The organism is Pseudomonas sp. CAU 1711 (genome assembly GCF_039888625.1).
Classification (GTDB): Bacteria; Pseudomonadota; Gammaproteobacteria; order Pseudomonadales; family Pseudomonadaceae; genus Aquipseudomonas.
Genome location: NZ_JBDQQT010000003.1, coordinates 16,483 through 37,885 on the forward strand (window position 1 = coordinate 16,483; position 21,403 = coordinate 37,885).

19 protein-coding genes are annotated in these 21,403 nt (G+C 67.0%); 8 read left to right on the plus strand and 11 right to left on the minus strand.

The genetic code is table 11. The annotated features are described in order from the left end of the window. The first annotated feature begins 2 nt into the window (after nucleotides 1-2). The 5 genes from AAFN46_RS03810 (at nucleotide 3) to AAFN46_RS03830 (ending at nucleotide 4,971) form a co-directional block, all read left to right on the plus strand. The gene (locus AAFN46_RS03810) at nucleotides 3-923 is read left to right on the plus strand and encodes an ABC transporter ATP-binding protein (RefSeq protein WP_347807364.1); all 921 of its coding nucleotides are present in this window, start codon (nucleotides 3-5) and stop codon (nucleotides 921-923) included. Next, complete coding sequence (locus tag AAFN46_RS03815) at nucleotides 920-1,651, plus strand: ABC transporter permease subunit (protein WP_347807365.1); 732 nt, start codon at nucleotides 920-922, stop codon at nucleotides 1,649-1,651. The genes AAFN46_RS03810 and AAFN46_RS03815 overlap by 4 nt, the downstream gene beginning before the upstream one ends. A 2-nt stretch (nucleotides 1,652-1,653) precedes the next feature. Beyond that, on the plus strand, nucleotides 1,654-3,486 hold the full coding sequence (locus AAFN46_RS03820) for a Gldg family protein (protein ID WP_347807366.1): 1,833 nt from the start codon (nucleotides 1,654-1,656) through the stop codon (nucleotides 3,484-3,486). Nucleotides 3,487-3,570: 84 nt separating this feature from the next. After that, entirely contained in the window at nucleotides 3,571-4,545 is a 975-nt protein-coding gene (locus AAFN46_RS03825) for a DUF4340 domain-containing protein (RefSeq protein WP_347807367.1), read from the plus strand. Nucleotides 4,546-4,761: 216 nt separating this feature from the next. Continuing rightward, complete coding sequence (locus AAFN46_RS03830) at nucleotides 4,762-4,971, plus strand: cold-shock protein (protein WP_347807368.1); 210 nt, start codon at nucleotides 4,762-4,764, stop codon at nucleotides 4,969-4,971. 167 nt (nucleotides 4,972-5,138) lie between these two features. Here the strand turns inward: AAFN46_RS03830 and AAFN46_RS03835 are convergent, their stop codons facing one another. From AAFN46_RS03835 to AAFN46_RS03855, 5 genes are all read right to left on the minus strand, one after another. Then, entirely contained in the window at nucleotides 5,139-5,510 is a 372-nt protein-coding gene (locus tag AAFN46_RS03835) for a hypothetical protein (protein ID WP_347807369.1), read from the minus strand. A 10-nt stretch (nucleotides 5,511-5,520) separates the two neighbouring features. Further along, nucleotides 5,521-6,327 carry a putative RNA methyltransferase gene (locus AAFN46_RS03840; protein WP_347807370.1) on the minus strand — a complete coding sequence of 269 codons (807 nt, stop codon included), beginning with the start codon at nucleotides 6,325-6,327 and terminating at the stop codon, nucleotides 5,521-5,523. Beyond that, the gene (gene dapE, locus AAFN46_RS03845) at nucleotides 6,324-7,463 is read right to left on the minus strand and encodes a succinyl-diaminopimelate desuccinylase (protein WP_347807371.1); all 1,140 of its coding nucleotides are present in this window, start codon (nucleotides 7,461-7,463) and stop codon (nucleotides 6,324-6,326) included. The genes AAFN46_RS03840 and dapE overlap by 4 nt, the downstream gene beginning before the upstream one ends. 165 nt (nucleotides 7,464-7,628) lie before the next feature. Continuing rightward, a complete protein-coding gene (locus tag AAFN46_RS03850) occupies nucleotides 7,629-10,202 on the minus strand; it encodes a glycosyltransferase (RefSeq protein ID WP_347807372.1) in 2,574 nt (857 codons plus the stop codon). Nucleotides 10,203-10,289: 87 nt separating this feature from the next. Continuing rightward, on the minus strand, nucleotides 10,290-11,432 hold the full coding sequence (locus AAFN46_RS03855) for an iron-containing alcohol dehydrogenase (protein WP_347807373.1): 1,143 nt from the start codon (nucleotides 11,430-11,432) through the stop codon (nucleotides 10,290-10,292). 243 nt (nucleotides 11,433-11,675) lie between these two features. Here AAFN46_RS03855 and tcdA point away from each other — a divergent pair, with 243 nt between their 5' ends. Beyond that, on the plus strand, nucleotides 11,676-12,494 hold the full coding sequence (tcdA, locus tag AAFN46_RS03860) for a tRNA cyclic N6-threonylcarbamoyladenosine(37) synthase TcdA (RefSeq protein WP_347807374.1): 819 nt from the start codon (nucleotides 11,676-11,678) through the stop codon (nucleotides 12,492-12,494). A gap of 86 nt (nucleotides 12,495-12,580) precedes the next feature. Beyond that, on the plus strand, nucleotides 12,581-13,354 hold the full coding sequence (locus AAFN46_RS03865; protein WP_347807375.1) for a transporter substrate-binding domain-containing protein: 774 nt from the start codon (nucleotides 12,581-12,583) through the stop codon (nucleotides 13,352-13,354). Here AAFN46_RS03865 and AAFN46_RS03870 read toward each other — a convergent pair. After that, entirely contained in the window at nucleotides 13,317-14,093 is a 777-nt protein-coding gene (locus tag AAFN46_RS03870; protein ID WP_347807376.1) for a hypothetical protein, read from the minus strand. The two genes, AAFN46_RS03865 and AAFN46_RS03870, sit on opposite strands and share 38 nt — an antisense overlap. A gap of 114 nt (nucleotides 14,094-14,207) precedes the next feature. Between AAFN46_RS03870 and AAFN46_RS03875 the strand changes: the two genes are divergently transcribed. Further along, nucleotides 14,208-14,939, plus strand: coding sequence for a helix-turn-helix transcriptional regulator (locus AAFN46_RS03875; RefSeq protein WP_347807377.1), 732 nt, complete (start codon nucleotides 14,208-14,210; stop codon nucleotides 14,937-14,939). Here the strand turns inward: AAFN46_RS03875 and AAFN46_RS03880 are convergent, their stop codons facing one another. The 5 genes from AAFN46_RS03880 to AAFN46_RS03900 all read right to left on the minus strand — a co-directional run bounded on the left by AAFN46_RS03880 (nucleotide 14,940) and on the right by AAFN46_RS03900 (nucleotide 21,353). Continuing rightward, entirely contained in the window at nucleotides 14,940-15,347 is a 408-nt protein-coding gene (locus AAFN46_RS03880; RefSeq protein WP_347807378.1) for a SufE family protein, read from the minus strand. 94 nt (nucleotides 15,348-15,441) lie between these two features. Then, nucleotides 15,442-16,647, minus strand: a complete 1,206-nt coding sequence (locus AAFN46_RS03885; protein WP_347807379.1) for a cysteine desulfurase — start codon at nucleotides 16,645-16,647, stop codon at nucleotides 15,442-15,444. 74 nt (nucleotides 16,648-16,721) lie between these two features. After that, nucleotides 16,722-17,756 (minus strand): 2,3,4,5-tetrahydropyridine-2,6-dicarboxylate N-succinyltransferase, encoded by a 1,035-nt coding sequence (gene dapD / locus AAFN46_RS03890; RefSeq protein ID WP_347807380.1) that lies wholly within the window; start codon nucleotides 17,754-17,756, stop codon nucleotides 16,722-16,724. A gap of 37 nt (nucleotides 17,757-17,793) precedes the next feature. Further along, the gene (locus AAFN46_RS03895) at nucleotides 17,794-18,141 is read right to left on the minus strand and encodes an ArsC family reductase (protein ID WP_347807381.1); all 348 of its coding nucleotides are present in this window, start codon (nucleotides 18,139-18,141) and stop codon (nucleotides 17,794-17,796) included. 65 nt (nucleotides 18,142-18,206) lie between these two features. Beyond that, nucleotides 18,207-21,353, minus strand: a complete 3,147-nt coding sequence (locus AAFN46_RS03900) for a type I restriction endonuclease subunit R (protein WP_347807618.1) — start codon at nucleotides 21,351-21,353, stop codon at nucleotides 18,207-18,209. Nucleotides 21,354-21,403 lie beyond the last annotated feature (50 nt).

Below are 21,403 nucleotides of genomic sequence, written 5' to 3' on the forward strand. Positions count from 1 at the left end.
CCATGATCGAAATAAGAAACCTGACCAAGCGTTTTGCTCAGCACACGGCCGTGGACGGGCTGAGCTTCAAGGTCCAGCAGGGGGAAGTGCTGGGCTTTCTCGGCCCCAACGGCGCCGGCAAATCCACCACCATGAAGATGCTCACCGGCTTCCTGGCCCCGACCTCGGGCAGCGCCAGCATCCTCGGCCACGACATCCAGACCGACACCCTCAAGGCCCAGCAGCAGATCGGCTATCTGCCCGAGGGCGCACCCTGCTATGGCGACATGACGGTGCGCGGCTTCCTCGAATTTATCGCGGAAGTCAGGGGCTATCGCGGTGCCGAGAAGCAGCAGCGGGTGCAGCGCGCGGTCGCCCAGGTCGAGCTGGAGAAAGTCCTGGAGCAGAGCATCGAGACCCTGTCCAAGGGCTTCAAGCGCCGCGTCGGCCTGGCCCAGGCGATCCTCCACGATCCCAAGGTGCTGATCCTCGACGAGCCCACCGACGGCCTCGACCCGAACCAGAAGCACCAGGTGCGCCAGCTGATCCAGAGCCTGGCCAAGGACAAGATAGTGATCATCTCCACCCACATCCTTGAGGAGGTGTCGGCCGTGTGCACCCGCGCCGTGGTGATCGCCGGCGGCAAGCTGGTGGCCGACGGTACCCCGCAGGAGCTGGAGAGCCGCTCGCGCTACCACCAGGCGGTGACCCTGCTGGCCGAGGGCGAGCTGGACCGCGCCGCCCTGGCCGCCCTGCCGGGCGTGGCCGGCGTGGAGGACAACGCCGAGGGCAGCCTGACCCTGCTGGCCAAGCCGGGCGAAGTGATATTCCCGCAGGTCAACGAGCTGATCCGCCAGCGCGGCTGGCGGGTCAAGGAGCTGGACGTGGAGCGCGGCCGGCTCGATGAAGTGTTCCGCAGTCTGACCCGGGGGGAGGCGGCATGAAACAGTTGCCCATCGTCTTCAAGCGCGAGCTGGCCAGCTATTTCGCCACCCCGCTTGCGTACGTGTTTATCCTGATCTTCCTGGTGCTGTCCGGGGTCTTCACCTTCTACCTCGGCGGCTTCTATGAGAGCGGCCAAGCGGACCTGGCACCGTTCTTCAACTTCCACCCCTGGCTCTACCTGTTCCTGGTACCGGCCATCGCCATGCGCCTGTGGGCCGAGGAGCGCAAGTCCGGCTCCATCGAGCTGCTGATGACCCTGCCGATCACCCGCGCCGAGGCGGTGCTGGGCAAGTTCCTCGCCGCCTGGGTGTTCGCCGGCATCGCCCTGCTGCTGACCTTCCCGATGATCGTCACGGTCAACTACCTGGGCGCGCCGGACAACGGCGCGATCTTCACCGGCTATATCGGCAGCTGGCTGCTGGCCGGCTCCTATCTGGCCATCGGCTCGTGCATGTCGGCGCTGGCGAAGAACCAGGTGATCGCCTTCATCCTCGCCGTCAGCGCCTGCTTCCTGTTCATCGTCAGCGGTTTCCCGATGGTGCTCGACGCGCTGGCCTGGGCCCCGCAGTGGCTGCTAGACGCGGTCGCCTCGCTGAGCTTCCTGACCCGCTTCGACGCGATCAGCAAGGGCGTGATCGATCTGCGCGACCTGCTCTATTTCGTCTCCCTGATGGCCGCCTGGCTCGCCGCCACCGCCATAGTGGTCGATCTGAAGAAGGCTGACTGACCATGAAGAAACTGATGTATTCCGGCGCCGGCCTGCTGCTGATCGCCGTGGCCTTCCTGGCCTTCAACATGCTCTCGGCTCTGAGCCTGGGCAACCTGCGCCTGGACCTGACCGAGCAGAAGCTCTACACCATCTCCGAGGGTACCGAGCGCATCCTCGGCGAGCTCGACGAGCCGATCAACCTGTACTTCTTCTACTCCGACAAGGCCGCCCGCGATCTGCCGGTGCTGCGCAACTACGCGCAGCGCGTGGAGGAGATGCTCAAGGCCTACGAGCGCGCGGCGCACGGCAAGATCAGGCTGAACCTGATCGACCCCGAACCCTTCTCCGAGGACGAGGATCGCGCCGCCGCCTTCGGCCTGCAGGGCGTGCCGTCCGGGCAGGGCGACGACAAGATCTACTTCGGCCTGGCCGGCACCAACGCGGTGGACGACAAGCAAGTCATCCCGTTCTTCCCGCTGGATCAGGAGGAGTTCCTCGAATACCAGCTGAGCCAGCTGGTGCAGGGCCTGGCCAAGCCGGAGCGGCCGGTGATCGGCCTGCTCTCCGGGCTGCAGATCAATGGCGGCTTCGACATGATGGCGCGCCAGCCGACCGCGCCCTGGATGGTGATGGAGGAAGTGCGCCAGCTGTTCAAGATCGACAGCCTCAAGGCCGGCATCGACAAGATTCCGGACGAGGTCTCGGTGCTGCTGCTGGTGCATCCCAAGGCGCTGCCGGAGGCGACCCTGTACGCCATCGACCAGTTCGTCCTGCGCGGCGGCAAGCTGCTGGTGTTCGTCGACCCCTTCGCCGAGGCCGACAACGCCGCGCCGATGATGCCGGGCGACGACCAGGGCAAGGCCTCGGACCTGGCGCCGCTGTTCAAGGCCTGGGGCCTGCGCCTGGTGCCGGACAAGGTGCTCGGCGACGGCTCCTACGCGCTGGCGGTGAGCATGGGCCAGGGCCAGCGTCCGGCGCGGCATGCCGCCTGGCTGGCGCTGCCGCAGCGGGCGATGAACCAGGACGACGTGGCTACCGCCGGCCTGGAGACCCTGAATATCGCCACCAGCGGCATCCTGGAGCCGATCGAGGGCGCCAAGACCCAGTTCGTGCCGCTGCTGCAGAGCTCCGAGTACGCCATGCCCTTCGACGCGGCGCGCTTCGCCATGCTGAGCAACCCCGAGGAACTGATCCGCGACCTGGAGCCGACCGGCGAGCGCTACGCCATCGCCGCGCGCATCAGCGGCCCGGCGCAGTCGGCCTTCCCCGACGGCATCGAGGGGCAGAAGGACGGCCTGAAATCCGCCGACAACATCAATGTGATCGCCGTGGCCGACACCGACCTGCTCAGCGACCGCATGTGGGTGCGGGTGCAGGACTTCTTCGGTCAGCGCGTGCCGCAGCCCTTCGCCGACAACGCCGGCTTCGCCATCAATGCGCTGGACAACCTGTCCGGCAGCGATGCGCTGATCAGCGTGCGCTCGCGCGGCCGTTTCAGCCGTCCGTTCGAGGTGGTCGAGGCGCTGCAGCGCGAGGCCGAGGCGCAGTTCCGGGTCAAGGAGGAGGATCTGCAGCAGCGCCTGGCCGAGACCGAGCAGAAGCTCGCCGCCCTGCAGAACCAGGACCCGAGCAAGGCCCTGGAGCTGACGCCCGAGCAGCAGGCCGCGGTGCAGCAGTTCATCGCCGAGAAGCTGCGCATCCGCAAGGAGCTGCGCGAGGTGCGCTACCAGCTCAACGCCGAGATCGAGGCGCTCGGGCGTACCCTCAAGCGGGTCAATATCCTGCTGGTGCCGGCGCTGCTGACCCTCGGCGTGCTGGCGCTGTGGCTGTGGCGCCGGCGCAAGGCCGCGTGATCCTGGCGGGGGAGAGGGCGAGGCCCTTTCCCCTGCTTTTGTTCCCGTCTTCATGCCCATTTCCCGAGTGAGGAGAGCAAGGCTATGAATCGCAAATCCCTATCCATTCTGGCCGGGCTGGCCCTGGCCCTGGTGGCCGGCTGGTACTTCACCAGCCAGGCGAGCCGGCCGCAGACGCCGACCCAGGCCGAGGCCTGGTTGCCGCAGCTGCAGGGCGCCCGGGTCGATGCCATCGAGGTGCAGCGTGTCGGCCAGCCGCTGGTGCGTATCGAGCGTCGCGAGCAGGGCTGGGTGTTGCCGGCCAAGGCCGACTACCCGGCCGACCAGGCCGTGGTCGCCGGGCTGCTCAAGGCCCTGGGCGAGGCGCGCAAGGTCGAGCCGCGCACGGCCAATGCCGAGCTGTACGGCAAGCTGGGCCTGGCCGAGCAGGGCGCTGCCGAGCAGCAGGCCGTGCGCCTCAAGCTGCAGCAGGGCGAGCAGACCCTGCAGCTGCTGATCGGCAAGCCCGGCCAGCGTGACGGCCAGCTGGTGCGCAGCGCAGGCGAGGCGCAGAGCTGGCTGGTCAGCCAGCGCATCGAGCTGCCGCAGAGCGAGCTGGAGTGGCTGGATCGGCGCGTCGCCGCCGTGCCCTTCGCCGAAGTACGCGAGCTCGACCTGCAGCATGCCGGTGGCGAACGCCTGACCCTGCAGCGCGACAAGGCCGAGCAGGCCAACCTGCAGGTGCGCCAGCTGCCCAAGGGCAAGAAGCTGGCGTTCGACGGCGCGGCCAACGGCCCGGCGCAGTTCTTCGCCGACCTGCGTTTCGCCGATGCGGCGCCGCTGGCGCAGCTGAGTTTCGAGGGCAAGCCGAGCCTGAGCTTCAGCCTCACCACCTTCGCCGGCAAGAGCCTCAAGGGGCGCCTGTACGGCAAGGGCGATCAGCACTGGCTGCTGCTCGACGAGGCCAGCGACCTGCCGGCCGAACAGTTGCCTGGGCGCAGCGATTGGGCCTATCGCCTGGAGCCCTACGACTACCAGAGCCTGGCCAGAAAGCTGACCGACCTGCTCGCCGCGAACTGAGTGAAATGCCTTGCAAGCCATGCCGGAGTAGGTTTGCAAGGCGGCCGGAAAAATCCCTTGGCAAGCCGAACGCTTGTTTTATACTCGCTTGGCGGTCGCATCAGGACGCCATTCGGAACACCGCTCCATGCTTGTTTTGGCCGGGGTCGGAGAGAAGAAGAAGAACGTTTGCGCCGATCCGCCCAACAATAAAATCGAGCATCGAGGGAAGTGGTAATGGCTGATCGTGAGGTCGGAACCGTCAAGTGGTTCAATGATTCCAAGGGCTATGGCTTCATTCAACGCGATAGCGGTCCGGACGTGTTCGTCCACTACCGCGCCATCCGTGGCGAAGGTCACCGCACCCTGGTCGAAGGCCAGCAGGTGGAGTTCTCCGTGATCCAGGGCCAGAAGGGCCTGCAGGCGGAGGACGTGGCCAAGGTCTGAGGACCTGCGCCGCGCGCACGACAAAAGGCCCGTCAGCGACGGGCCTTTTGCTTTTCGGTGTGTAGGCTCCTGCCCCCTCTCCCTCCGGGAGAGGGTGGGGTGAGGGAGGGGCTGCGAGTTGCCCATAGATCCCTCCCCCTGCGCGGTCCGCCCGAGGCAGGGGGGAGTCAGTCGGTACGCCAGATAAATTCCTGCTCGCCCTCGGCATTGACCTTGATCCAGCGGTCGGCGTCTTCCTCGCCCTGTTCCTCGCTCCAGCCACCGATGGAGCAGCGCACTTCCACGCCGAGCGCGGCGAAGGCGGCGCGGGCGCAGCCGAGGTCGTCCTCCCAGGGGCTGGCGTCGCTCTCCAGCAGCAGGCTGTGCCACTTGCCCACGGCCTTGGGCAGGAAGGTGACCGGGATGCCGCCGGCCAGGCACTTGAAGGTCTGGCCGTGCTGGCGCCACTCGCCGCAGGGGCCGACGGCCTCGTTCAGCCAGGCGGTGATGCCGTCCTGGTCGGCGTCCTTGAGATAGATCTCGATATCGGGTTGGCGCATGGGTATGTCCCTAGATTTTCTCGATCCAATCGTAGCGAATGGACACCGTGACTTCGAAGGCTTCGGCGATCACCGCCGCGCGCCGTTCGGCGCTGGCGCGCCAGCCGTGCGGGGTCATGGCCAGCAGGTCGGCGCGGGCCTGGGCGTCGGCCAGCGGTAGCGCGAAGCTGAGGGTCTCGCTGTGGGCCAGGCGCATGCCCTCGGGGATCAGCTGCAGATGCTTCTGGTCGTCGTAGTCGCGCACTTCGTCGTACAGCTTCTGCCGCAGCTGCATCAGGTGTGCGCCGGTCGGGCCCATGCGCAGCAGGCCGCCGCCGGGCTTGAGCAGGCGTTTGGCTTCGTTCCAGTCGAGCGGGCTGAACACGCTGGCCAGCAGCTCGCAGCTGGCATCACTCAGCGGCACGCGGGCCATGCTGGCGACCATCCAGGTCAGTTGCGGAGCCAGGCGCGCGGCGCGCTTGATCGCCTCGCGCGAGATATCCAGGGCATAGCCCCGGGCAGCGGGCAGGGCCTGGGCCAGTTGGGCGGTGTAATTGCCCTCGCCGCAGCCGATATCCAGCCAGCTCTGCGGTTGGCGCTCGGCGGCCAGGGTGGCCAGGCGCGCGGCCAGCGGCGCGTAGTGGCCGGCGCCGAGGAAGCGCCGGCGCGCCTCGACCATGGCGGCGTTGTCGCCCGGGTCGCGGCTGTTCTTGTGCTGCACCGGCAGCAGGTTGTAGTAGCCCTGGCGGGCACGGTCGAAGCTGTGCCGGTTGCCGCAGGCCAGGCCGCTGCCTGTGCTGTTCAGCGGCTCCTGGCAGATGGGGCAGAGCAGACTCATGCCAGCAGCTTGACCAGGGTCTGGTAGTAGACCTCGGTGAGCAGCTCCAGGTCGCTGGCCAGCACCCGCTCGTTGATCTGGTGGATGGTGGCGTTGACCGGGCCCAGTTCGACCACCTGGGTGCCCAGGGTGGCGATGAAGCGCCCGTCCGAGGTGCCGCCGGAGGTGGACGGCGTGGTCTCGCGACCGGTGACGGCGCGGATAGCGGCGGCCACGCCGTCGAGCAGGTCGCCCGGCTGGGTGAGGAAGGGCAGGCCGGACAGCGCCCAGTCGATGTGGTAGTCGAGGCCGTGCTTGTCGAGGATCGCATTGACCCGCTGCTGCAGGCCTTCAACGGTCGACTCGGTGGAGAAACGGAAGTTGAACACCGCCTTCAGTTCGCCGGGAATGACGTTGGTGGCGCCGGTGCCGGAGTTGAGGTTGGAGACCTGGAAGCTGGTCGGCGGGAAGTAGTCGTTGCCGTTGTCCCAGTGCTCGGCGGCCAGCTCGGCCAGCGCCGGGGCGGCCAGGTGGATGGGGTTCTTGGCCAGGTGCGGGTAGGCGACGTGGCCCTGCTTGCCGTAGACGGTGAGGGTGGCGCCGAGCGAGCCGCGGCGGCCGTTCTTCACCACGTCGCCGAGCAGGCTGGTGCTCGACGGCTCGCCGACGATGCACCAGTCCAGGCGCTCGTTACGCTCGCGCAGGCGCTCGACCACGGCCTTGGTGCCGTGCTGGGCCGGGCCCTCCTCGTCGCTGGTGATGAGGAAGGCGATGGCGCCCTTGTGGTCCGGGTGGTCGGCGACGAAGCGCTCCACGGCGACGATCATCGACGCCAGGCTGCCCTTCATGTCCGCCGCGCCGCGACCGCAGAGCATGCCTTGCTCGTCCACGCGCACGTCGAACGGCTGGTACTGCCAGGCGTCCAGCGGGCCGGTCGGCACCACGTCGGTGTGGCCGGCGAAGCACAGCACCGGCCCCTCGCCGCCGCGGCGGGCCCAGAAGTTCTCCACGTCCTCGATGCGCATGCGCTCCACGGCGAAGCCGAGTGCCTCCAGGCGGCGCATCATCAGCTCCTGGCAGCCCTCGTCGACCGGGGTGACGGACGGGCGGCGGATCAGCTCGCAGGCGAGCTCGAGGGTGGGGGAGAGGGCGGTCATTGCGGCTCCGGTACGGCGATGGGCGAAAAGGTCGCCATTCTAAAGCAAAACGGCGACCCCAAGGCCGCCGTTTCGTAGGCTGGGTCAGGCCGCAGGCCGTAACCCAGCATGGGTGTCGCATGAAGCCGCGTTCGCTGGGTTACGCCGCGGTGCGGCTAACCCAGCCTACGGTGTTTGCTGCGGCTTGGGCAGCGAGGAGAGCAGGGCCATCAGCAGCGCCGCCAGGTAGGGCAGCGATTGCACCAGCAGGGTGGCGACCCAGAACTGCACGTCGGCATTGCCGATGTCCTGGGCGAAGCCGATGCCGATCGCCGCGCCCCACAGCAGGAGCATGACGAACACCTCCTCGCGGGCCTCGGCCAGGGCCACCAGGATGCCGTGGTTGCTGGCCATCTTCGGCGTGCGGAAGAACGGGATGGTCTTGGTGAAGACGCCGTACAGCACCGCCTTGGCGATGGTGTGCGACAGCGCCAGGCCGGCGATGGCGGCCTGGCACGAGCGCTTGAGATCCACCCCCACCGCCTTGCGATAGAGGAACAGGATCTTGCCGAGCTTGAAGAAGAACAGCGCCAGCGGCGGGATGGCGAAGATCAGCAGCGGCGGGTCGACGCGCTGCGGCACTATGATCATGCCGGCCGACCAGAGCAGGGCGCCGACGGTGAAGAAGATGTTCAGGCCGTCGGCGATCCACGGCAGCCAGCCGGCGATGAAGTGGTAACGCTGGCCGCGGTTGAGCTGCGAGCCTTCGCCACGGAACAGGCTGCGCGCGTGGCCCTTCATGATCTGGATGGCGCCGTAGGCCCAGCGGAAGCGCTGCTTCTTGTAGTCGATGAAGGTGTCCGGCATCAGCCCGCGGCCGTAGCTCTGGTGGGCGTAGGCGGCCGAATAGCCCTTCTCGAACACGCGCAGGCCCAGTTCGGCGTCCTCGCAGATGGTCCAGTCGGCCCATTTCAGCTCGTCCATCACGCTGCGCCGGATCATGGTCATGGTGCCGTGCTGGATGATCGCGTCGCGGTCGTTGCGGGTGACCATGCCGATATGGAAGAAGCCCTTGTACTCGGCGTAGCAGAGCTTCTTGAAGCTGCTCTCGTCGCCGTCGCGGTAGTCCTGCGGCGACTGCACCACGGCGATCTTCGGGTCGCGGAAGTGCGGCACCATGTGCTTGAGCCAGTTGCGGTCGACGCAGTAGTCGGAGTCGATCACCGCCACCACTTCGGCGTCCGCCGCGGTGTACGGCAGGATATGGTTCAGCGCGCCGCCCTTGAAGCCTTCCAGCGGGGCGACGTGGAAGAAGCGGAAACGCGGGCCGAGCTGCTCGCAGTAGGCCTCGACCGGCTGCCAGACGGCCGGGTCCTTGGTGTTGTTGTCGATGATGATGACTTCGTAGTCGGGGTAGTCCAGGGCCGCCAGGGCATCCAGGGTCTGCTTCACCATCTGCGGCGGTTCGTTGTAGCAGGGCACGTGGATCGACACCTTGGGCCGGTAGGCGGTATCGGTCAGCACCGGCAGGAAGGCCCGGCGCCGGCTGCGCACCCAGGCCGTCTCGGCCAGCTCGTGGGCCTCGGTGAGCAGGACGATGAACACGCCCAGCGCGCCGATGCCCAGCAGTCCGCCGACGGTCAGGCTGAACCAGGTGCTGTACTGCTGGCTGTAGTCGTAGGCGATCCACACCAGGGCCGAGCCGCCGACGAAGGCGACCAGGGTGAGGAAGGTGCGCCCGCGCTGGCGCAGGGCGCTGCCGTCGATCAGCATCAGGGCCAGGGCCAGCAGGCCCATGACCACCGAGGCCACGGCCAGCAGGCGCCACTGCGGGATGGCCACCACCGGGCCCTCGAAGGCGAACTTGGCCTGGCGGTCGAGGTTGTACACGCCCCAGTAGGCGCCCACCGAGCCTTCGTCGCTGGCCTTCCACGGCTGGTCGAAGGCCTCGATGACGAAGTAGTTGTAGCCCTTGGCGTTCAGCGCGTTGACCAGGGTGCGCAGGTAGATGGCCTGCTCGGCCTGGTCCGCCTCGGCGCCGCCGCGGGTGCGGCCGTTGCTCGGCCAGCCCACTTCGGACAGCAGCAGCGGCTTCTTCGGGAACAGCTTCTTCAGGTCCTTGGCCCGCTCCAGGACGAACTCGGTGGAGTCCTCCATGGGCACGAATTCCCAGTAGGGCAGCACGTGGGCGGCGACCAGGTCGACATGCTCGGCCAGCTCAGGGTGCTCCTGCCAGATGTGCCACTGCTCGGAGGTGGTCACCGGCACCTTGACCGCGGCGCGCACCCGGTCGAGGTAGGCGATCAGGGCGTCGACCTCGATCTCGCGGCGGAACAGGGCCTCGTTGCCCACCACCACGCGGACCACGCTGCGCGAGTCGTTGGCGATCTCGATGGCCTTGGCGATCTCCCGCTCGTTGCGCTCGAGGTCCGTGCCGATCCAGATGCCCAGGGTCACGCGCAGGCCGAACTCCTCGGCCAGGCGCGGGATGTCCGCCAGCTTGCCGTCCACCGAGTAGGTGCGGATGTTGTCGGTCTGCCGGGTGAGCAGCTCCAGGTCGGCGCGAATCTGCCCATCGCTGGGGTAAATGCCCTGCTGCGGGTTCTGCCCGGCGCGGAAGGGCGAGAAGGAGTAGCCGGAAATCTGCTCCGGCCAGTCCGGGGCGCTGACGGGGCGGTTGTACAGTGCCCACAGACCGGTGATCAGGGCGGCGACCGCGACTATGATCACCAGGTTGAGACCGAGTTTGCGCGTTGGCATGGCTGCTTCGAAGGGGGTCGGGAAAGGGGCGGCGAGCGCCGATCGGCGCGCATGCTACTCCGCGCCCGATAGCCTGTATAGCACCGCTCAGAGGGCGCGCAGCAGCAGGCGCTCGCACAGCTGCAGGTCGATCTCGCGGCGCTCGCCGGCGGCGCTCTGGTGCTGCAGCAGGGCCAGCACCTGGGGCAGGGTTTCCGCGTCCAGGCCGTGCTCGGCCAGGTGCGTGGCCACGCCCATGCGGCGCAGGAAGCCCTCGCTGGCGGCTATGGCGGCGGCGATGCGCGTCTGCGGGCTGCCCTTGCGCACGCCCCAGACCCGCTCGGCGTATTGCAGCAGGCGCGCCCGGCGCCCGCCGTTGTCCTCGGCGAGCAGGGCCGGCAGCAGCAGGGCCAGGCTCTGCGCCTGGTCCAGGTGATAGAGCAGGCTCAGCGCATGGCCGAGGCGGCGCAGGCTGCCGTCGCGCTGCAGGCCGCAGGCGAACAGCCCGCCGTGGATCTGGCTGGCGCACCACATCAGCTGGGCGCGCGCCTCGTAGTTGTCCGGTTCGGCCAGGGCCAGCGGGCCCTGCTCCAGCAGGGTCAGCAGCAGCGCCTCGGCCTGGCGGTCCTGCAGGGCCGTCTCGCCGGAGCCGGCCAGGTAGCGCTCCAGGCAGTGGCAGAAACTGGCGACCACGCCGTGGCCGAGCTGGCGCGGCGGCAGGCTGAAGCTGGTGCAGGGGTCGAGGATGGCGAAACGCGGGTGCAGGCAGGCGCCGGAGAAGGGCAGGCGGGCCTGCAGCCCGGCATGGTGCAGCACGCCGTGCGGGGTGCTTTCCGCGCCGCTGGCCAGGGTCGGCACGCAGCCCAGCGGCAGGGCGCGGCGGATCGGCGTGCCGCTGAGCAGGTCGAAGGGCTCGCCGGGGTAGGCCAGTACGGCGGCGACGAACTTGCTGCCGTCGATCACCGAGCCGCCGCCGACCGCCAGGACGAAGTCGCAGCGCTCGCGGCGGCCCTGCGCGGCGGCGCGCAGCAGGGTGGCGTACTGCGGATTGGCCTCGATGCCGGCGAAGCGACTGATCCAGTGCCCGGCCAGGGCCTGCTCGACCTGCTGCCACACACCGTTCTGCAGGATGCTGCCGCCGCCGTGGGTGACCAGCACCCGGCTGCCGCCGGGAATGAGCTGGGCCAGGCTGGCGATCTGGCCGGCGCCGAACAGGATGCGGGTCGGGTTGTAGTAGCTGAAGTTGCGCATGGCAGGCTCTGGTGTACTGTCCCGAAAATAGCTGTTCAATTCGGCTGGCGTCTTTTCCCGCCATCCTGCGTTGCCACTCCTCGCCATAGCCCTGCCATGACTCGTCGCGGCGCCTTGGCTGGCAGAAAAATCCACTCACCCGTTCTTGAACGTATTTCCGAGACAGCACACTAGGCAGGCATCCCAAAACTATAGCCAAGGCGCCGTGAGGCTTATAATGCCGGCCGGTTTGCGAGGTGTGCGATGGCGACAGACGATCAGCGGTTCGGTGGCATAGCCCGGCTCTACGGCAGCGAGGGCCTGCAGCGCCTGGCGGCGGCCCATGTGGCGGTGGTCGGCATCGGCGGCGTGGGCTCCTGGGCGGCCGAGGCCCTGGCCCGTTCCGGGGTGGGCGAGATTTCCCTGTTCGATCTGGACGACGTCTGCATCACCAACACCAACCGCCAGGTGCATGCCGTCGAGGGCGCGGTGGGCAAGGCCAAGGTCGAGGAGATGGCCGCGCGCATCCGCGCCATCAACCCGGCCTGCGTGGTGCACGCGGTGGCCGACTTCGTCACCCGCGAGACCATGGCCGAGTACATCGGCGAGCAGCTCGACGGGGTGATCGACTGCATCGACAGCGTGGCGGCCAAGGCGGCGCTGATCGCCTGGTGCAAGCGGCGCAAGATCCAGATCGTCACCACCGGCGGCGCCGGCGGCCAGGTCGACCCGACGCAGATCCAGGTCGCCGACCTCAACAAGACTTTCAACGACCCGCTGGCGGCCAAGGTGCGCAGCCTGCTGCGCCGCGACTACGGCTTCTCGCGCACGCCGGGGCGCAGCTACAGCGTGCCCTGCGTGTTCTCCACCGAGCAGCTGCGCTATCCCAAGCCGGACGGCACGGTGTGCCAGGCCAAGGGCTTCGTCGGCGAGGGCGTCAGGCTCGACTGCGCCGGCGGCTTCGGCGCGGTGATGATGGTCACCGCCAGTTTCGGCATGGTCGCCGCCGCGCGCATCGTCGACAAGCTGGTGGCCGGCGCGCGGCGCCCGGCCGAGCGCCGTCGGTCAGCCGCCGCCGACTGACCGACGGCGTCTTGGCTAGGCTGGCTATGTAGGCGTGTCTTCACGGGTTAGTGGTCTTCAGAGGTATCAACAAGGTGCTCCTCTGCGTGCTTAGGGTCCTGTTGCTGGCTGTGCTGTCGTCGATCATCCCGCCGTTATCGGCGGAGCAGGTGGTGCGCGTCGGCACCGGCGACTGGCGGCCCTACGTCGACCAGGGCAGGGCGGACGCCGGTGCCCTGGCGCGGCTGGTCGACGCGGTGTTCGCCGAGGCCGGTTACCGGGTCGAGTTCTCCTTCTACCCCTGGGACCGCAATGTGCTGATGCTGCAGCAGGGCGCCCTCGACGCCATCATGCCCTACAGCTGCACCCCCGCCCGCCAGGACTATGCCGCCTGCAGCGAGCCCCTGGTGAGCGGCGAGATAGTGCTGTTCCATCGCAAGGACCGGACGTTCGACTGGGAGAGCCTGCAGGACCTGCGAGGGCTGCGGATCGCCACCACGCTCGGCTACTCCTATGGCCCGCAGTTCGACCGGGCGGTGCAAGATGGGGCCCTGCAGATCGAGCAGAGCAGCAAGGAGGAAACCGCCTTCCGCCTGCTGGAGCTGGGCCGGGTCGACCTGCACCCGCAGGATCGCGCGGTCGGCTATGCCCTGCTGCACAGCCTGTTCTCGCCCGAGCAGCGCCTGGCCATCACCCATCATCCGCGCTACCTGAACACCGAACCGCTGCGCCTGCTGTTCCGCAAGGACGACCCGCATGCGCGGGCGCTGTTGCAGCAGTTCAACGCGCGGCTGGCGGAGTTCGCCCGGCGCGGCGAGCTGCGTCGCCTGCAGCAGGCTCTCTTTAGCGGCAATGCCGACAGGTGGCGGCCCGGCCGTTAGCCACCAACGGCAGCAGCAGGGGGAGTACGGCCAGGCCGGCGAACAGGTGCTTGAGGCTGTGTCCGGACAGCAGCTCGCCGCTCGGGTGGAACAACTGCACATCGGCCAGTTCGCACAGTTTGGCCAGGACATAGCAGGCGAGACACAGCTCGAGGCGCAGTGCGTAGCCCGAGCGCAGCGGGCGGCAGAAGGCCAGGGCCAGCAGCATCAGCATGCCGCCGGCCTGCAGCACGACCCAGGGCAGCAGGTTGCCGAGTGCCCACCAGGCCCACAGGCTGGCCGCGCCACCCAGCAGCACTCCGCCCAGCGCCAGGCGCGCCGCGGCAAAGCCCAGGCGATCGGCCGCGGCCAGCCCGAGTATGGCGGCGAACAGCACCAGCATGCCGAGACGGTCATACAGCAGCCCGCTATCGCCAGGGGCGAGATGGTAGACGCCAGAGCCGAGGCAGGTGCCGAGCAGGCCCAGGCTCAGGAGCAGGGCCAGGCTGCGCCAGCGCGGTTCGGCGATGCGCTGCAGACGGCCCAGGCCGAGCAGGCCAAGTAGCAGGAAGGGCAGGTTGCTGAGCACGTCCAGCGCATGGGGGATGCCGAGCAGGGTGTGCTGGTCGGCGAAGTCGTGGTACAGCGGCGGCTGCGCGAGCGAGGGGCCGCAGGCGGCGATCAGCGCCAGGCAAAGGCCGAACAGGCCGAGTGCCTGAGTGCCGGCGTCGAGTTTGCGGGCTGGGGTCTGTGCGTGCATGGCCTGCTCCATCGGTTGGCTGTGCAGGCAGTCTGTTGGGCAAGCTTGGAAAAGTCTCTCCTGGTAATGCTGAGTGGCGTATAAGTGTCGCCTGAGTTCAGTATGGAGATACTTGTGGGCGCTACCACGGATCTGATCGACATCATCAAGCGCGAGCTGAAAGCGCGGCAGCTCACCTATGCGGACCTGGCCCGCGAGCTGGGCATGTCCGAGTCCAACGTCAAGCGCATGCTGGCCAGGGCGGATATGCCGCTGTCGCGGGTGGACGCGATCTGTCGCGTGCTGCAGCTGGACTTCGCCGACCTGGCTCGCCAGGTGGTCGATGCCCAGCCGCTGCTCGGCAGCCTCAGCCTGGAGCAGGAGCAGGCCGTGGTCGCCGACGAGCAGCTGTTGCTGGTGGCCATCTGCGTGCTCAGCCAATGGACCTTCGAGCAGATCGTCGCGACCTACCGGCTGAGCGATGCGCAGGCGATACGGGCGTTGATCCATCTGGACCGCCTGGGCGTGATCGAGCTCAAGCCGCTGAACCGCTATCGCCTCAAGCTGGCCAAGACCTTTCGCTGGCAACCCGACGGGCCGGTGATGCGTTATTTCCGCAAGCAGGCGCTGCAGGACTACTACGCCGGCAGCTTCGCCGGTGACGACGAGGGTCTACTGCTGGTGCACGGCCGCATCAGCCGGGCGCTGGCGCCTTCCTTCGTCGAGCGATTGCAACGGCTGGCCCAAGAGTTTGCCCAACAGCATCTGGCCGACCAGAAGCTGGCCGAGGCCGAGCGCGAGGGTTACACCCTGGTGCTGGCGATGCGCCGCTGGGAGTTCGCCCTGTTCGAGGCCTGGCGGCGCTGATCAGCCGCTCGCCAGCTCGCGCATGCGTTGCAGCACGGCATTGAGGCCGTTGCTGCGCGAGGGCGAGAGCTGGCGGGCGAGACCGAGCTGGGCGAACCAGTCGGCCAGGTCGAGCGCGGCCAGTTCGGCGTGGCTGAGGCCATCGACGCGCGCCAGCAGCACGGCCAGCAGGCCGCGGATCAGGCGGGCATCGCTGGCGGCGCGAAAGCGCCAGCGGTCATCATGCTTCTCGCCGACCAGCCACACCTGGCTCTCGCAGCCGTGCACCCGGTTGCTGTCGCTACGTTCCGCCTCCGTCAGCGGTTGCAGGCGCTCGCCCCACTGCATCAGCAGGCGCGCGCGCTGTTCCCAGCCGGGGCAGGCGGCGAAGGCGTCGAGGGCTTGCTGGGCGGCAGAGGGGAGTGTCATGCCGGTGTCACCCGCGTAGGAGCGAGCTCTGCTCGCGAAGCGCTTGCCGTGATCCTTATTCGCGAGCAGCGCTCGCTCCTACCCCTGTAGCCTGTCATCGCAGCAGCTCCAGGGCCTTGTCCAGGGCGGTGAAGAAGCGCTCCAGATCCTCGCCGTCGTTGTACAGGCCGAGCGACACGCGCAGGGCGCCGGGCAGGCCCAGGTGCTTGAGCAGCGGCATGGCGCAGTGATGGCCGTTGCGCACGGCGATGCCCTGTTCGGTCAGCAAATGGGCCAGGTCGGCGCCGTGCACGCCGTCCACGCCGAAGCTGGCCAGCGCCACCTGTGGTGCGCCGAGCAGACGGATGCCGTCGCGCGCGGCCAGGCCGGCCAGCAGCTTGGCATGCAGGGCGGCCTCGTGGCCGGCCACGGCTGCGGCGTCCAGGTCGCTCAGGTAGTCCAGCGTCGCGCCCAGGGCGATCACCGCCGAGATCGGCGGGGTGCCGGCCTCGAAGCCCAGTGGCGCGGGGCGGAAGCGCGCCTCCTGGTAGTCGGCCTGCAGCACCATCTCGCCGCCGAACTGCCAGTGGCGCAGCTGGGCCAGCGCCTCGCCACGGCCGTAGAGCAGGCCGACGCCGTCCGGACCGTAGAGCTTGTGCGCGGAGCAGACATAGAAGTCGCAGCCTATCGCCCGTACATCGTGGCGGCCGTGAACGACGCCCTGAGCGCCGTCGACCACGCTCAGGGCGCCCTGGGCGCGGGCCAGGGCGATCAGCTCGGCGACCGGCTGCCAGCGCCCCAGCACATTGGACAGCTGCGACACCGCCAGCAGGCGGGTGCGCGGGCCGATCAGCGCGGCGGCCTGGGCCAGGTCGATAGTGCCGTCGTCGTCCAGCGGCAGCACCACCAGCCTGAGGCCCAGGCGCCGCGCCAGCTGCTGCCAGGGCAGCAGGTTGGCGTGGTGCTCGAGGGCGCTGACGACGATCTCGTCACCGGGCTGCAGTAGGTGCTCCAGGCCATAGGCCAGCAGATTCAGCGCCTCGGTGCTGCCGCGAGTGAAGATGATTTCCTCGCGGCTGGCGGCGCCCAGCCAGGCGGCGGCCTTGTCGCGGGTGGCCTCGAAGGCGCGGGTAGCGCGCTCGCCGGGCAGGTGTTGGGCGCGGTGCACATTGGCGGCGCCACTGGCGTAGTAGCCGAGCAGGCTGTCCAGCATGGCCTGCGGCTTCTGCGCGGTGGCGGCGCTGTCGAGATAGGTCTGGCCTTCGGCTTCGAGGGCGAGGATGCCGGGGAAGTCGGCGCGCCAGGGGGAATTAAGAGCCATAAGCCTCAAGCCGCAAGCTGCAAGTCGGAACCGCGGCTACTCGCCGCTTGTGGCTTGCAGCTTGTCGCTGCCTCTTAGTTATGCGCGTGCAGCGCCTCGTTGAGTTCGATGGCGGTCTTGTTGGTCTTGCATTCCACCGCGCCGGTCTGCGAGTTGCGGCGGAACAGCAGGTCCGGCTGGCCGGCCAGCTCGCGGGCCTTGACCACCTTGACCAGATTGTTGGCCTCGTCGAGCAGGGCGACCTTGGTGCCGGCGGTGACGTACAGGCCGGACTCCACGGTGTTGCGGTCGCCCAGCGGGATGCCGATGCCGGCGTTGGCGCCGATCAGGCAGCCTTCGCCGACGGAAATCACGATGTTGCCGCCGCCGGACAGGGTGCCCATGGTCGAGCAGCCGCCGCCCAGGTCCGAGCCCTTGCCGACGAACACGCCGGCGGAGACGCGGCCCTCGATCATGCCCGGGCCGGCGGTGCCGGCGTTGAAGTTGACGAAGCCCTCGTGCATCACGGTGGTGCCTTCGCCGATGTAGGCGCCCAGGCGCACGCGCGCGCTGTCGGCGATGCGTACGCCGGCCGGCACCACGTAGTCGGTCATCTTGGGGAACTTGTCCACCGAGAAGACTTCCAGCAGCTCGCCCTTCAGGCGGGCTTCCAGCTGGCGCTCGGCCAGCTCGCCCAGGTCGACGGCGCCCTGGCTGGTCCAGGCCAGGTTGGGCAGCAGCGGGAAGATGCCGGTCAGGTTCAGGCCGTGCGGCTTGGACAGGCGGTGCGACAGCAGGTGCAGCTTGAGGTAGGCCTCGGGGGTGGAGGTCAGCGCGGCGTCTTCGGCCAGCAGGGTCACCACCAGCGGCTTGTGGCTCTCGGCCAGGCGGGTGAGCAGGGCGGCCTGGGTGGCGTCTACGCCCTTGAGGGCGCCGGCCAGTTCGCCGGCCTGGGTGGTGCTGATGGCGATGGCCTGGTTGCCGCCGCTGTAGCCCAGCTTGGCGGTCACGATGGCGACCAGCTCGGCGGCCGGGTCGAGCAGCGGCTGGGCGTAGAAGACTTCCAGCCAGGCGCCCTGGCGGTTCTGGGTGCCGACACCGAAGGCCAGGCTGAACAGGGATGCGGTCATATCGTGTTCCTTTTGCGAAGTGGGGTGGGGCGCGGCATCAGGCCAGCGCGGCGGAATAGAGTTCCGGCTTGAAGCCGACCAGGGTGCGCTCGCCCAGGTCGAGGACCGGGCGCTTGATCATCGAGGGCTGGGCCAGCATCAGGGCGATGGCCTTGTCCTGATCCAGGTCGGCCTTTTGCGCCTCGTCCAGCTTGCGGAAGGTGGTGCCGGCGCGATTGAGGATCTTCTCCCAGCCATGCTCGGCGCACCATTTTTCCAGGCTCGCGCGGTCGATGGCGGAGGCCTTGTAGTCGTGGAAGCTGTAGCTCACGCCCTGCTCGTCGAGCCAGGTGCGGGCCTTCTTCATGGTGTCGCAGGCCTTGATGCCGTAGAGGGTGATGCTCATGGATATTCCAAGCGTTAGTCAGACTAGGATGAGTGATGAATTATTCCAGAGGCCAGCTTGCAGCGTCACTTCGACCACTCGTTCGATAGCGACTCCGCCTGCTTGAGCACCAGCTCGACCGCATCGGCCTGTTGGTCGGGCGGGTACTTCCACCTCTGCAAGCAGCGCCGGACCAATATCCGCAGCCGAGCGCGCACGCTCTCGCGCACCTGCCAGTCCACCGTGGTGCTGGCCCGCAGCTTTTCCGTGATCTCGACGGCGATCTTCTTCAGGATGTCATCGCCCAGCTCACGCACGGCGCTCTCGTTATTGGCCAGTGCGTCGTAGAAGGCTATTTCGTCTTGGCCCAGACCCAGCGTAGCCTCGCGCTCCAGTACGGCCTGAAACTCCTTGGCCATCTGGATTAGTTCTTCGATTACCTGCGCCGTCTCGACTGCGCGGTTGTGATACTTGCGCAATGTCTCCAGCAAGCGGTCGCCGTACTTTTTTTCTTGCACTACGTTGTTGCGGGCGCGCGCCTTAACTTCGTCACGCAACAGTTTTTCCAGCAGCTCCACGGCTAGGTTGCGGCTTTCCATCTGCCGCACGTCCTCCAGGAACTCATCCGAGAGCAGGCCGATGTTGGGCTTATCCAGCCCGGCCAACGCAAAAATATCGTCCACGCCATCCGCGATGATGGCATTGTCCAGAATCTGCTTCAGCGCGCTGTTCTTCTCGGCATCGCTGCGCTTCTTATCCACAGTGGTGAACTTGCTAATGGCCGCTTTGATGGCCGAGAAGAAGGCAATTTCCTTACGCAGTGGCGCGGCTTCATCCAACGTGCCACACAACGAAAAGGCCTTAGTCACCGCCAGCATGGTGTCGAGGAAACGTGTTTTCCCGTCCTTCAGTCCCAGAATATGGTTGGCAACGGGCACCAGTAGTTCGAGCGGCCGGGTCTCAAATGCGCGGTAGTCGAAGCCGTGCATCATGCCTCGCACGATATCCATCTTCTCCAACAGCACAGCCAATGCTTCAGCAGCGTTGTGCGTGGGGTCGCCCTTACCTTTGGCATCGGTATAGGTCTTCAGCGCCGCTTTCAGCTCGTTGGCGATGCCGATGTAATCGACCACCAAGCCGCCAGGCTTGTTCTTAAACACCCGGTTGACCCGGGCAATGGCCTGCATCAGGTTATGCCCTTTCATGGGCTTGTCGATGTACATGGTGTGGCAACACGGCGCATCAAAGCCCGTCAGCCACATGTCGCGCACGATCACCAGCTTCAGCGGGTCTTTCACATCTTTAAAGCGAGTTTCCAGCCGTTTCTTCACCTGCTTGCTGTACAGGTGCGGCTGCAGCAGAGCCTTGTCAGCAGCCGAGCCGGTCATCACGATCTTGATAGCCCCTTGCTCGGGGTCGTCGCTGTGCCAGTCCGGGCGCAAATCTACGATGGCGTTGTAGAGATGGGCGCAGATGTCGCGACTCATGCACACGATCATGGCCTTGCCGTCTGCCACAGCGACGCGCGCCTCGAAGTGCTTGATCAGGTCACGCGCCACTTGCTGCAGGCGCGGTTCTGAACCCACCAGCTTTTCCAGTGCGGCCCACTCGCCTTTGGTTTTTTCGCGGCTGACGATGTCTTCTTCGTCTTCAACGACCTCTTCAATCTGCTCATTGAGCGTGTCGATGTCGGCTTGGTTGACATCCAGCTTGGCCAGCCGGCTTTCGTAGAAGATCGGCACTGTTGCGCCATCATCCACGGCATCCTGAATGTCGTAGATGCTGACGTAGTCACCAAACACCTCGCGGGTATCGCGGTCTTCCAAGGCAATGGGCGTGCCTGTAAAACCCAGGAAGGTGGCGTTTTTCAAGGCGTCGCGCAGATGTTTGGCATAGCCGAACACATACTTGCCGGTTTTGGTGTCCAACCGGCCTTTGCTGCCGTACTGGCTGCGATGGGCCTCATCGGAAATCACCACGATATTGGTGCGATCAGAGAGCAATGGGTGCTGCTCTTCATCCTCCTGCAGCGCGAACTTTTGCACCGTGGTGAAGATGATCCCGCCCGCCTCGCGTGAAGCCAGCATCGCGCGCAGCTCATCGCGGTCGCCGGCTTGCTGTGGGGTGGTCTTGAGCAAGTCACTGGCGGCGCAGAAGGTGGCGAATAACTGGCCATCCAGGTCATTGCGGTCGGTCACGACAACCAATGTGGGGTTCTTCATCTCAGGCTGCTGCAACAGCTTGCCCGCATAGCAGGCCATGGTGATGCTCTTGCCCGAGCCCTGCGTGTGCCACACCACCCCCGCTTTGCGTGAGCCCGGCTGCACCTCCTTGGCATAGGTGGCACGCTCTTCGTGGACCTCCAGCATGCCTTTATCCGCATTCTGGGAGGCAATCACCGTGGCGCGCACGGCCTCGCGCACCGCATGAAACTGGTGATAGCCGGCAATCTTCTTGACGATGCGGTCGCCATCCTGCTCGAACAACACGAAGTGCCGCAGGTAATCCAGAAACAACTCGGGCTTGAAGAAGCCGCGTACCACCGTTTCCAGCTCCATCTGCAGGCGCGGCCGGTCGTCTTCGCTGGTCACGGTGCGCCAGGGCAACATGCGTTCGGCATTCGCGGTGAGCGAACCCACCCGCGCCGTCCAGCCATCACTCACCACCAGGGCGGCGTTGCTGTTGAACAGATCGCCGATCTCATCCTTGTAGGTCTGCAGCTGGTTAAAGGCGTCCCAAACATCCGTTTGTTCGTTGGCGGGGTTCTTCAACTCCACCACCGCCAGCGGCAGGCCATTGACGAAGGCGATCAGGTCGGGCCGGCGCGGTTGCCGAGTGCCGGCGATGGTGAATTGGTTCACCACCAGAAAGTCGTTGTTGCTGGGTTGGGCAAAGTCGATGAAGTACACCCAGTCCTGCTTCTTCTGCTCGCCGACCTCAAACGTCACCGCCACACCGCCGAGCAACAAGCGGTGCACATTGCGGTTGCGCACCACCATCTGTGGCTCGCTCACCGTCTGCAGCGCATGCACGGCCTGCTCAAGGGCGGCAGCCGGAATCTGCGGGTTGATCCGCGCCAGTGCGGCCAGCAGGCGCTCACGCAAGACCACATCGCGGTAATCGGTACGCTCGGGGCTGCTGCTATCCGGCGCAATATCCGGGCCGTGCGCAAATCGCCAGCCAACCTGCTGGAACCAGCTCAGGCACAGTTCTTCGAGTTGCTGTTCGTTCAACATGTGAAACCCTTACGCCTTCCCGGGCTAGCTGGCAAACGCCCTGGTTT

Bases quoted from the DNA above. Each gene is read 5' to 3' on its own strand.
- AAFN46_RS03810 (WP_347807364.1), top strand. From the start codon at position 3: ATGATCGAAATAAGAAACCTGACCAAGCGTTTTGCTCAGCACACGGCC.
- AAFN46_RS03815 (WP_347807365.1), top strand. From the start codon at position 920: ATGAAACAGTTGCCCATCGTCTTCAAGCGCGAGCTGGCCAGCTATTTC.
- AAFN46_RS03820 (WP_347807366.1), top strand. From the start codon at position 1,654: ATGAAGAAACTGATGTATTCCGGCGCCGGCCTGCTGCTGATCGCCGTG.
- AAFN46_RS03825 (WP_347807367.1), top strand. From the start codon at position 3,571: ATGAATCGCAAATCCCTATCCATTCTGGCCGGGCTGGCCCTGGCCCTG.
- AAFN46_RS03830 (WP_347807368.1), top strand. From the start codon at position 4,762: ATGGCTGATCGTGAGGTCGGAACCGTCAAGTGGTTCAATGATTCCAAG.
- AAFN46_RS03835 (WP_347807369.1), bottom strand. From the start codon at position 5,510: ATGCGCCAACCCGATATCGAGATCTATCTCAAGGACGCCGACCAGGAC.
- AAFN46_RS03840 (WP_347807370.1), bottom strand. From the start codon at position 6,327: ATGAGTCTGCTCTGCCCCATCTGCCAGGAGCCGCTGAACAGCACAGGC.
- dapE (WP_347807371.1), bottom strand. From the start codon at position 7,463: ATGACCGCCCTCTCCCCCACCCTCGAGCTCGCCTGCGAGCTGATCCGC.
- AAFN46_RS03850 (WP_347807372.1), bottom strand. From the start codon at position 10,202: ATGCCAACGCGCAAACTCGGTCTCAACCTGGTGATCATAGTCGCGGTC.
- AAFN46_RS03855 (WP_347807373.1), bottom strand. From the start codon at position 11,432: ATGCGCAACTTCAGCTACTACAACCCGACCCGCATCCTGTTCGGCGCC.
- tcdA (WP_347807374.1), top strand. From the start codon at position 11,676: ATGGCGACAGACGATCAGCGGTTCGGTGGCATAGCCCGGCTCTACGGC.
- AAFN46_RS03870 (WP_347807376.1), bottom strand. From the start codon at position 14,093: ATGCACGCACAGACCCCAGCCCGCAAACTCGACGCCGGCACTCAGGCA.
- AAFN46_RS03880 (WP_347807378.1), bottom strand. From the start codon at position 15,347: ATGACACTCCCCTCTGCCGCCCAGCAAGCCCTCGACGCCTTCGCCGCC.
- AAFN46_RS03885 (WP_347807379.1), bottom strand. From the start codon at position 16,647: ATGGCTCTTAATTCCCCCTGGCGCGCCGACTTCCCCGGCATCCTCGCC.
- dapD (WP_347807380.1), bottom strand. From the start codon at position 17,756: ATGACCGCATCCCTGTTCAGCCTGGCCTTCGGTGTCGGCACCCAGAAC.
- AAFN46_RS03895 (WP_347807381.1), bottom strand. From the start codon at position 18,141: ATGAGCATCACCCTCTACGGCATCAAGGCCTGCGACACCATGAAGAAG.